Raw genomic sequence first — 10,837 nt, 5'->3', positions numbered from 1 at the left:
GTCCGCGAGCAACGCGCGGGCGAAGGCGACCAGTTGCCTCTGCCCCGCGGAGATCCGCCCGCCCCGCTTGCGTACGTCCGTGTCGTAGCCGTCCGGAAGCCCCGCGATGAAGTCGTGCGCGCCGATCGCCTTCGCCGCGTGCTCGATCTCCTCGCGGCTCGCGTCCGGCCGCCCGATCGCGATGTTCTCCGCGACCGTGCCGGAGAACAGGAACGCCTCCTGCGTCACCATCACCACGCCCCCGCGCAGTTCGGGCGTCGCCAGGTCCCGGAGGTCGACCCCGTCGAGCAGCACCCGCCCCTCGGTCGGGTCGTAGAAACGGGCGAGGAGCTTGGCGAGCGTCGACTTGCCGGCACCCGTCGAACCAACCACCGCGACCGTCTGCCCGGCCGGGATCCGCAGATCGAAACGGGGGAGCACCTCGCCGCCGGTCCGGTAGGCGAAGCGCACGCCCTCGAAGACCACCTCCCGGCCGGGACTCTCCGGCCGGGAGGCGGGGAGCGCCCGTGGCGCGACGGCCTCCGGGACACCGGGCTCCTGCGCCAGCAGCCCCGCGATCTTGGCGAGCGAGGCGGCCGCGGACTGGTAGGAGTTGAGGAACATGCCGAGCCGGTCGATCGGGTCGTACAGCCGCCGCATGTACAGCACCGCCGCCGCGAGCACGCCGAGCGCCAGCGTCCCGCCGGCCACCCGGTACGCGCCCCACAGACACATTCCGGCCACCGCCGTGTTCGCGACGAGCCGCGAACCGACGACATAGCGGGCCATCTCCAGGAGCGCGTCGCCGTTGCTGCGCTCGTGCCGGTGGTTGAGGACCGCGAAGTCGGCGTCGTTGGCCCGCTCCCTGCGGAAGGCCCGCACCGGCCGGATGCCGTTCATCGTCTCCGCGAACTTCACGATCACGCCCGCGACGGCGGTGGAACGCTCGGCGAACACGGTGGCCGCGCGCCGTCGGTAGAGCCGTACGAGCAGATACAGCGGGCCGAACGAGGCCACGGCCAGCGCGCCGATGCCCAGGTCGAGCCAGAGCAGCATCGTCGCGATGTAGACGAAGGCGAGGACGACGCCGATCAGCTCCTGGAGCCCCTCGGCGAGCAGCTCGCGCAGGGACTCCACATCCGTGGTGGAGCGGGAGATGAGACGGCCGGAGGTGTACCGCTCGTGGAAGTCCACGCTCAGCGCCTGGGCGTGGCGGAAGATCCGGCCGCGCAGATCGAGGAGCACGTCCTGGTTGACGCGGGCGGCGACACGGACGAAGCCGTACTGGAGCAGACCGGCGGCCGCCGCGCAGAGCAGGTAGCCCACGGCGACGGCCATGACGGGGCCGTGGTCGCCGCTCCGGAACGCCGGTACGCCCCGGTCGATCGCGTACGCCACGAGCAGCGGGCCGGCCTGGACGGCGGCCTGCTGGAGCAGCAGCGCCAGCGCGGCGACGCCGACACGAGCGCGGTGCGCCCGGAGCAGCGAGCGCAGCAGGGCGCCCGTGGCCCCTGGAGCCACGGGCAGATCGTCCTGGTCGAAGGGGTCGCCCCCGGAAGCGCCGGACGCACCGGACGCACCGGACGCACCGGATGTGCCGGAGGTTACGGACGCCCCCGACGCCCCCGACGCCCCGGACGCACGGGACGCGCCAGACGCGCCGGACGCCGCGGGTCCGCCCGAGCTGCCGGGGCCGGCAGCGGCCGCTCCGGCGGCGGACCCGTCCGGCCCCCGCCCGTCCGGCCCCCGCCCGTCCGGCCCCCGCCCGTCCGGCGTCGCGTCCGCCGTCGTGTCCGCCGTCGTGTCCGTCATCGCTCCTCGTCCCCCTCGCCCGACATCAGCCAGGCGTACTCGGCGTTGCTCCGCAGCAGTTCGTGATGGGTGCCCACCGCGGCGATCCGCCCACGCGAGAGGAGCGCCACCCGGTCCGCGAGCATCACCGTCGACGGGCGGTGCGCCACGACCAGGGCGGTCGTCTCGCGCAGCACCTCGCGCAGCGCGGCCTCCACCAGCGCCTCGGTGTGCACGTCGAGCGCCGAGAGGGGATCGTCGAGGACCAGGAAGCGGGGCCGGCCGACGACCGCGCGCGCCAGCGCGAGACGCTGCCGCTGGCCGCCGGAGAGGCTCAGCCCCTGTTCGCCGACCTGCGTGGCCGTGCCCTGGGGGAGCGCCGCCACGAATCCGTCCGCCTGGGCCACGCCGAGCGCCCGCCGCAGCTCGGCCTCGCCGGCTCCTTCCGTACCGCCCATCAGCACGTTCTCGCCGACGCTCGCGGAGAACAGCGTCGGCTCCTCGAAGGCCACCGACACCAGCGCGCGCAGCCGTTCGCGCTCCATGAGGGTGATGTCCTCGCCGTCGAGCAGGATCCGCCCGTCGGTCGCCTCGTGCAGCCGCGGTACGAGGGCGGTGAGCGTCGTCTTCCCGGAACCGGTCCCGCCGACCAGGGCGAGGGTCTCGCCGGGGCGGATGTGCAGATCGATCCGGTCGAGCACGGCGGGCGCGTCGGCGTCCGCGTCCGGGTACCGGAACGAGACGCCCTCGAACCGCAGCCCGTCCCGTACCGCGTCCGGGGCCCGCTCCCGTCCCCCGTCCGGGGCCCCGGCCACCGGTGACGCGGGCCCGGATGCCTCCTCCGGTTCGTCCATCACCTCGAAGTACCGTTCGGTCGCCGTCGCCGCCTCCTGGCTCATCGCGAGCAGGAAGCCGATGGACTCCACCGGCCAGCGCAGCGCGAGCGCCGTCGACAGGAAGGCGACGAGTGTGCCCGCCGACAGATCGCCGTCGGCGACCCGCACGGTGCCGAGCACGAGCGCGGCGCCGATCGCCAGCTCGGGAATGATCGTGATGAGCGCCCAGACCCCCGCCAGCAGACGGGCCTTCACCAGCTCGGTGGAGCGCAGCCGCTCGGCCAGCTCCCGGAAGGCGAGTGCCTGACTGCGGTGACGGCCGAACCCCTTGACGATCCGGATGCCGAGGACGCTCTCCTCGACGACGGTGGTCAGATCGCCGACCTGGTCCTGGGCCCGCCGGGCGACGACCGCGTACTTCGTCTCGAACAGCGAGCACGCGACCACGAGGGGGATCACGGGTGTGAGCAGCACCAGACCGAGCGTCCAGTCCTGGCCGAGGAGCAGGACGAAGCCGGCCAGGACCGTCACGCCGTTGACGAGCATGAAGGTCAGCGGGAAGGCGAGGAACATCCGCACCAGCATCAGATCGGTGGTGCCGCGCGAGAGCAGCTGGCCGGAGGCCCACCGGTCGTGGAAGGCGATCGGCAGCCGCTGCAGATGCCGGTACAGATCGGCCCGCATGCGCGCCTCCACGCCGGCCAGCGGCCGTGCCACCAGCCATCGCCGGAAGCCGAACAGCACCGCTTCCGCGATGCCCAGCAGCAGCAGGTACAGCGCTCCCCGCCACACTCCGCCCGGATCGCGCGCGGCCACCGGCCCGTCCACCATCCACTTCAGAACGAGCGGGATGACGAGCGACAGGCACGAGGCGACGATGGCGACCACGGCGGCCGCGGCCCACCGGCCACGCACCGGCCGTACGTAGGGCCACAGCCGCGAGAGCGAGCGCACGGTCGAACGGTCGGGGGAATCCTTGGCAACTGCTTGTTCTGCGGGCATCGGATCCGAGCCTAGGGTTCACCACTGACATCGCTCATCCGGTTTTCCGGCCACGGCCGAGCCCGGGTCGTACCCCCCATCGGCCGATCGGACGATCGCAGGTCGAGCGTGATGGCCGATGCCCGCGGACCGCCCCCGCGCCCAGGCTTGAGCCATGCCATCCACGGTGAGTCGCGCGCCGAGGCCCGCTCACCCCCCGACCCGCAGCAGCAGGACCGACCGCGCCCCCACCGTGACCGTCCCGCCGCCTCGGTGCTCCGTCCCCGGGGCGCGGGTCTGGTCCTCCAGGGAGGTGTCGAGGACCAGTTCGTACGTCTCCGCCCACGGCGGACCCGGCAGCCGGAACTCCACCGGGTCGGGGCCCGCGTGCAGGATCGCCAGGAAGCTGTCGTCCGTGACCTGTTCGCCCCGCGCGTCGCGGCCCGGGATGTCGCGGCCCGACAGAAAAAGGCCGAGGGTGGCCGCAGGCGCGTACCAGTCGGGCTCGGTCATCTCCGTGCCGGCCGCCGTGAACCACGCCAGGTCCCGCAGCCCGTCCGCGCCCTGCGGCCGGCCGGAGAAGAACGCCCGGCGGCGCAGGACCGGGTGGGTGTGGCGCAGGGCCAGGAGCCGGCGGGTCAGCTCCAGCAGACCGCGCCGGCCGGCGTCGTCGGGCAGCGACCAGTCCAGCCAGCTCGTCTCGTTGTCCTGGCAGTAGGCGTTGTTGTTGCCGCCCTGGGTGCGGCCCATCTCGTCGCCCGCCACCAGCATCGGTACCCCCGTCGAGAGCAGCAGGGTCGTCAGCAGGTTGCGCAGCTGCCGCAGGCGCAGCGCGCCCACCTCGGGGTCGTCGGTCTCGCCCTCCGCCCCGCAGTTCCAGGCCCGGTTGTCGTTCGTCCCGTCCCGGTTGCCCTCGCCGTTGGCCTCGTTGTGCTTCCGCTCGTACGACACGAGGTCCCGCAGCGTGAAGCCGTCGTGCGCGGTGATGAAGTTGACCGAGGCGTACGGGCGCCGGCCGCCCCACGCGTACAGGTCGCTCGACCCCGAGAGGCGGTAGCCCAGGTCCCGTACGTCCGGCAGCGCGCCGCGCCAGAAATCCCGGACCGCGTCGCGGTAGCGGTCGTTCCACTCCGTCCACAGCGGCGGGAACGCGCCCACCTGGTAGCCGCCGTTGCCCACGTCCCAGGGCTCGGCGATCAGCTTGACCCGCCGCAGCACCGGGTCCTGGGCGATGACCGCGAGAAAGGGGGAGAGCATGTCGACGTCGTGGAAGGACCTGGCCAGCGCCGCCGCGAGGTCGAAACGGAACCCGTCCACGCCCATCTCGGTCACCCAGTAGCGCAGCGAGTCCGTGATCAGCCGCAGCACCTGCGGCTGGACGACGTGCAGGGTGTTGCCGCAACCGGTGTAGTCGGCGTACCGGCGGGCGTCGGACTGCAGCCGGTAGTAGCCCCGGTTGTCGATGCCCTTCAACGACAGCGTGGGGCCGAGTTCGCCCGCCTCCGCCGTGTGGTTGTAGACCACGTCGAGGATGACCTCGATCCCGGCGGCGTGCAGCGCCCGCACCATCCGCTTGAACTCGCCGACCTGCTGTCCCGCCGTTCCCGACGAGGAGTAGCCCGCGTGCGGGGCGAAGTAGCCGACGGAGTTGTAGCCCCAGTAGTTGCGCAGTCCGCGCCGCAGCAGATGGTCCTCGTGCGCGAACTGGTGCACCGGCAGCAGTTCGACGGCCGTCACCCCGAGCCGTACGAGATGGTCGATGGCGGCCGGGTGCGCGAGGCCCGCGTACGTGCCGCGCAGCTGCTCGGGGATGCCCGGGTGCAGCTTGGTGAAGCCCTTCACATGCACTTCGTAGATGACCGAGTCCGGCCAGGGGGTCTTGGGCCTGCGGTCGTCGGACCAGTCGTCGTCGTCCTGGACCACGACACCCTTCGGGACGAACGGAGCCGAGTCCCGCTCGTCCCGCACCGTGTCGGCCACGTGCTGCTGCGGCCAGTCCCGGACGTGTCCGTACACCTCCGCCGGCAGTGCGAAGTCGCCGTCCACCGCCCGCGCGTACGGGTCGAGCAGCAGCTTGGCCGGGTTCCAGCGGGCACCCGTCCACGGGTCCCAGCGGCCGTGCACCCGGTACCCGTACCGCTGCCCGGAGCCCACCCCCGGCACGAAGCCGTGCCAGATCTCATGGGTCAGCTCGTTCAGCGGCAGCCGTCTCTCCGTCCCGTCGGCGTCGAAGAGACAGAGCTCGACGGCCTCCGCCCCGCCGGCCCACAGCGCGAAGTTCGTGCCCGCCACCCCGTCCGGGCCGACCCGGCAGCGGGCACCCAACGGCGTCGGCGCGCCCGGCCACACCACCGGTCCACGCCGTCGCACGGCAGGGAAGGGCTCCACCCCGTCCCGTACCGCCTCCGCCTCCGCCTCCTGCTCGGCTGCGCTCGACACCTGTCGGCCTCCCGCGGCTCGTCGGTCCCCGTGCCCGGCGGAGCGTGGCGTCCCGGCCACGGCCCCCGCACAGGGTCCTCCCACCTGTTCTGCCCGGACGGCCGTACTCCCAACATGCGCCGCACGCACGTTTCCCCTGGAGGGTGGCTGTCGTTGGGCCGGGCGTGAAACACGTACTGAAGCGGGTGACGCTCGCCCTGGTGACGGCGGGACTGGTGGCCGGGCTTGCGGGCTGCACCGAAAAGGGCGGCATGGACCTTCCGCTGCCCGGGAAGGCACGGGCGCCCGGCGATGTCATCCGGATCAGCCCGGAGGACGGCAGCCGGGCCGTGCCCGCCGACGGGCCGATCGAGGTGAGGGTGGACAGCGGGCGCCTGGAGCGCGTCACGGTCGTCCAGGTCGAGGACGCCCAGCGGGCCGAGGTGCCCGGGGAGATCAGCGCGGACGGGCTGCGCTGGCGCCCGAAACAGGACGCGCGGCTCGCGCTGGCCGCGAAGTACAGCGTGGACGCGGTGGCGCTCGACGGGCACGGCCGGCGCTCCGCCCGGCACACCACCTTCACCACCGTGGTCCCCGAGCGCCGGTTCATCGGCTACTTCAAGCCGGAGAACCGGTCCACGGTGGGCACCGGCATGATCGTTTCCTTCGGCTTCAACCGGGCCATCGAGAACCGCGAGGCCGTCGAACGGGCCATCACCATCACCTCGGAGCCGCCGGTGGACGTGGTCGGCCACTGGTTCGGCAAGGAGCGGCTCGACTTCCGCCCCGCCGAGTACTGGAAGCCGGGCACCAAGGTGACGGTCGAGCTCGCGCTCCGCGATGTCGAGGGCGCGCCGGGCGTGTACGGAATCCAGCGCAAGAAGGTCGCGTTCACCATCGGGCGTTCACAGGTCTCCGTGGTCGACGCGGCCGCGCACACCATGGAGGTGCGCAGGGACGGCGAGGTGCTGGTGACGCTGCCCATCACGGCGGGGGCGCCCAAGACCACGACGTACAACGGAAAGATGGTGGTCACGGAGTTGTACGACGTGACACGGATGGACGGCCGGACGGTCGGTTTCGGCGGCGAGTACGACATCAAGGACGTGCCGCACGCGATGCGGCTGACCGACTCCGGGACCTTCCTGCACGGCAACTACTGGGCCGCGTCCTCCACGTTCGGTTCGGCCAACGTCAGCCACGGCTGTGTGGGGCTGCGGGATGTGAAGGGCGGCAGCTCCGACTCCCCGGCGGGCTGGTTCTTCGACCGGACGCTCATCGGCGACGTGGTGGAAGTGGTCAACTCCCGTGACCGAAAGGTCGCTCCCGACAACGGGCTCGGAGGGTGGAACATGGAATGGAACCAGTGGAAGGCGGGTTCCGCCCTGAGATGACCCCTTCGTCCTCCCCTCGTGGACCTGCACACCGCCCGCACAACTGGGACTGAACGGTGACATTCGCGAGGATCTTTCGTGTCCTGCGGTGTGATTATCTAACGCTGTGTGCGCGAGAGATGCGCGCGGGGGTGCGGGCCGTGGCGGTGCCAGGCCGTGCGAGGGGAGAACACCACAGTGAACGGGCAGCCGATATCGGGGGCATCGGCCGGGGCGGGGCGGCGGCGCGGGGGAGCGCGGCTGCGGACTCTGGCGGCAGGGGCGATGCTCCTGGTGCTCACCGCGTGCGGGGGCGGGGACCCGGCCGCGGGCGGCAAGGGCGGACAGGACCCGGCGCAGAACGGCGGCGGGAAGCAGGAGAACGCGGCCTCGCAGGCGGTCGTCACGATCGCCCCGAAGGACGGCGCCGAGTCGGTCGCCACCAGCGGTGCGCTGAAGGTGACGGCGGAGCAGGGCAAGCTGACCACGGTCACGGTCGCCGACTCCAAGGGCACCGAGGTCGAGGGCAAGCTGGCGTCGGACGGCGCGAGCTGGCAGCCCGTCGGCCACCTGGCGGCGGGTACGCAGTACAAGGTCCACGCCGTGGCGAAGGACTCCGAGGGCCGTGAGTCGGCGAAGGACACCACCTTCACCACGCTGGTCCCGAAGAACACCTTCATCGGCCACTACACGCCCGAGGACGGTTCGACCGTCGGCGTCGGCATGCCGGTCTCCATCAACTTCACCCGGGGCATCACCAACCCGGAGGCCGTCGAGAAGGCCATCAAGGTGACCGCCGAGCCCGCCGTGCAGATCGAGGGCCACTGGTTCGGCAACGACCGCCTCGACTTCCGTCCGGAGAAGTACTGGGCCGCCGGCACCAAGGTGACCGTCGCCTTCAACCTGGACGGCGTCGAGGGCCGCCCGGGCGTCTACGGCAAGCAGAAGAAGACGATCTCCTTCACCATCGGCCGCCGTCAGGTCTCCACGGTCGACGCCGGCGCGAAGACGATGAAGGTCGAGCGCGACGGGAAGATCATCAAGACGATCCCGATCACCGCGGGCGCCCCGTCGACGACCACGTACAACGGTCAGATGGTCATCAGCGAGAAGTACAAGGTGACCCGCATGAACGGAGCCACGGTCGGCTTCGGCGGCGAATACGACATCAAGGACGTGCCGCACGCGATGCGTCTGTCCACCTCGGGCACCTTCGTCCACGGCAACTACTGGGCCTCCTCCGGGACGTTCGGCTCGGCCAACGTCAGCCACGGCTGCGTCGGTCTGCGGGACGCCCGTGGCGCGGGTGACAGCTCCACGCCGGCGGCCTGGTTCTACGACCGCTCGATCATCGGCGACGTGGTCATCGTGAAGAACTCCAAGGACAAGCAGATCCAGCCGGACAACGGCCTCAACGGCTGGAACATGGACTGGTCGGAGTGGATCAAGTAGTCGTACGCGACTGAGCACGGGCCCGGAGCTGTGAGCAACAGCACCGGGCCCGTTGTCGTTAACGGCGGCTAACCTGCCGGGTATGACTGTGAATCTCGAAGTCGCCGAAGGCGTCGGCACGATCCGTCTCGACCGCCCTCCGATGAACGCCCTCGACATCGCCACCCAGGACCGGCTGCGCGAGCTCGCCGCGGAGGCGACCGACCGCGACGACGTGCGGGCCGTGATCCTTTACGGCGGGGAGAAGGTGTTCGCGGCCGGCGCGGACATCAAGGAGATGCAGGTCATGAACCACGCGGCCATGGTCAAGCGGTCCCGCGCGCTCCAGGACTCCTTCACCGCGGTCGCCCGCATCCCCAAGCCGGTCGTCGCCGCGATCACCGGCTACGCCCTGGGCGGCGGCTGCGAACTGGCGCTCTGCGCCGACTACCGGATCGCCGCCGACAACGCCAAGCTCGGCCAGCCCGAGATCCTCCTCGGCCTGATCCCGGGCGCGGGCGGCACCCAGCGCCTCTCCCGTCTCGTCGGCCCCTCGAAGGCCAAGGACCTCATCTTCACCGGCCGGATGGTCAAGGCCGACGAGGCCCTGACGCTCGGCCTGGTCGACCGTGTCGTCCCGGCCGCCGAGGTGTACGAGCAGGCGCACGCCTGGGCCGCCAAGCTCGCCCAGGGACCGGCCATCGCGCTGCGCGCCGCCAAGGAGGCGGTCGACCAGGGGCTGGAGGCCGACATCGACACCGGCCTCGCGATCGAGCGCACCTGGTTCGCCGGCCTGTTCGCGACCGAGGACCGGGAGCGCGGGATGCGCAGCTTCGTCGAAGAGGGGCCGGGCAAGGCGAAGTTCGTCTGATCCGACTGCCTCCGGCATATGTCATGAGAATCCCCTGGAATTGTCGATTCCGGGGGATCGATTCCGTCGGAACGGCCACACGGCCCGTTCCGTGCGGCCATCATGGTGGTCATGGCGGGCCTGGAGGGTACGGAACAGCCGCGGCAGCACGGTGGTGCGACCGCCGCACGGTGGACACCGGCCGTCGAGGACGAACAAGTCCTCAAAGCGCTGGAGTTGTACGGGAATCCGGCCGACGACGATGTCCGGCTGCCCTCGCGGCCCGAGTCCGCCGCCATCGCCCGCCGGCTCACCCAGTGCGTGGTCCTGCGTCACTGGTCGCTCTCCCCGCAGATCGCCGAGCACGCCGTTTTACTCGTCTCCGAACTGGTCGGCAACGCCGTCCGGCACACCGGGGCCCGGGTCTTCGGTCTGCGCATGCTGCGCCGCCGCGGCTGGATCCGGATCGAGGTGCGTGACCCCTCGCGCGGTCTGCCCTGTCTGATGCCCGTCCATGAACTGGACGTCAGCGGCCGTGGCCTCTTCCTGGTCGACAAGCTCTCCGACCGCTGGGGCGTGGACCTGCAGCCGCGCGGCAAGACCACCTGGTTCGAGATGAGGGTGTCCGACCGCTGACGCACAGAAGCCCCCGTCCGCCGTGGTGAGGCGCCGGGGGGCTTCTGTGTGGAGCGCCGTGGATCGGGGGGGTGTATCCACGGCGGCTTGGACGACCTGGCCCGGGTCAATGGGGGTCGTGTCTCCGACTATGGCAGACAGGGGGCCATACCGCCAAAAGCCCATATTGGTGCAATGCGCCACCAAAGCGGACAGTTCGCCAGTGAATCGTTGGTGTTGCATGGGACTCGCCTTGTAAACGATGAATAAGTATGGCGTTCATCGATTGTTTCCTCCGCCTGTCCGCATGATGGCGCGCGAGGGCGACCCGCAAACGTCCTGAATCGGCTCAATCATTACCTTTCAGGCATACCGCCACTTAAATGGTCGCGTGACCCCGACCGACCGCCGCGACGCCCTGCGCGTGGGAGCCGCCGCCGCCCTCGCGGCCGCGCTCACCACCGCCTGCGGCCCGCAGACGCGTCCCCAGCCGAACGCCGACGAACAGAGCGCCGAGCAGCGCCGTCCCGCCGCCGCGCCCGCCGCCGCCCCCGCCCCTCGCC

At 71.4% G+C, this 10,837-nt stretch carries 7 protein-coding genes; 4 read left to right on the top strand and 3 right to left on the bottom strand.

The window, feature by feature from the left end; translation table 11 throughout:
• The 3 genes from J7E93_RS35470 to glgX form a co-directional block, all read right to left on the bottom strand.
• Positions 1-1,791 (bottom strand): ABC transporter ATP-binding protein (locus tag J7E93_RS35470; protein ID WP_374105477.1); only part of this gene is annotated, 1,791 nt, incomplete at its 3' end.
• On the bottom strand, positions 1,788-3,608 hold the full coding sequence (locus J7E93_RS35465) for an ABC transporter ATP-binding protein (RefSeq protein ID WP_215074157.1): 1,821 nt from the start codon (positions 3,606-3,608) through the stop codon (positions 1,788-1,790). The genes J7E93_RS35470 and J7E93_RS35465, both read right to left, overlap by 4 nt.
• 189 nt (positions 3,609-3,797) lie before the next feature.
• Entirely contained in the window at positions 3,798-6,026 is a 2,229-nt protein-coding gene (gene glgX / locus J7E93_RS35460; RefSeq protein WP_374105476.1) for a glycogen debranching protein GlgX, read from the bottom strand.
• A 164-nt stretch (positions 6,027-6,190) separates the two neighbouring features.
• Here glgX and J7E93_RS35455 point away from each other — a divergent pair, with 164 nt between their 5' ends.
• From J7E93_RS35455 to J7E93_RS35440, 4 genes are all read left to right on the top strand, one after another.
• Positions 6,191-7,399, top strand: a complete 1,209-nt coding sequence (locus tag J7E93_RS35455) for an Ig-like domain-containing protein (protein WP_215074156.1) — start codon at positions 6,191-6,193, stop codon at positions 7,397-7,399.
• A 177-nt stretch (positions 7,400-7,576) separates the two neighbouring features.
• Entirely contained in the window at positions 7,577-8,830 is a 1,254-nt protein-coding gene (locus J7E93_RS35450) for an Ig-like domain-containing protein (RefSeq protein WP_215074155.1), read from the top strand.
• An 82-nt stretch (positions 8,831-8,912) separates the two neighbouring features.
• On the top strand, positions 8,913-9,680 hold the full coding sequence (locus J7E93_RS35445) for an enoyl-CoA hydratase/isomerase family protein (protein ID WP_215074154.1): 768 nt from the start codon (positions 8,913-8,915) through the stop codon (positions 9,678-9,680).
• A gap of 111 nt (positions 9,681-9,791) precedes the next feature.
• A complete protein-coding gene (locus J7E93_RS35440; RefSeq protein WP_215074153.1) occupies positions 9,792-10,295 on the top strand; it encodes an ATP-binding protein in 504 nt (167 codons plus the stop codon).
• Positions 10,296-10,837: the final 542 nt, after the last annotated feature.

This window comes from Streptomyces sp. ISL-36, assembly GCF_018614205.1.
Taxonomy (GTDB): Bacteria; Actinomycetota; Actinomycetes; order Streptomycetales; family Streptomycetaceae; genus Streptomyces.
This window is presented reverse-complemented; position numbering and strand designations above follow the sequence as displayed.

What these genes read in the sequence shown, in the direction of transcription:
- J7E93_RS35465 (WP_215074157.1), bottom strand. Translation starts at nt 3,608, where the DNA reads ATGCCCGCAGAACAAGCAGTTGCCAAGGATTCCCCCGACCGTTCGACC.
- J7E93_RS35440 (WP_215074153.1), top strand. Translation starts at nt 9,792, where the DNA reads ATGGCGGGCCTGGAGGGTACGGAACAGCCGCGGCAGCACGGTGGTGCG.
- J7E93_RS35445 (WP_215074154.1), top strand. Translation starts at nt 8,913, where the DNA reads ATGACTGTGAATCTCGAAGTCGCCGAAGGCGTCGGCACGATCCGTCTC.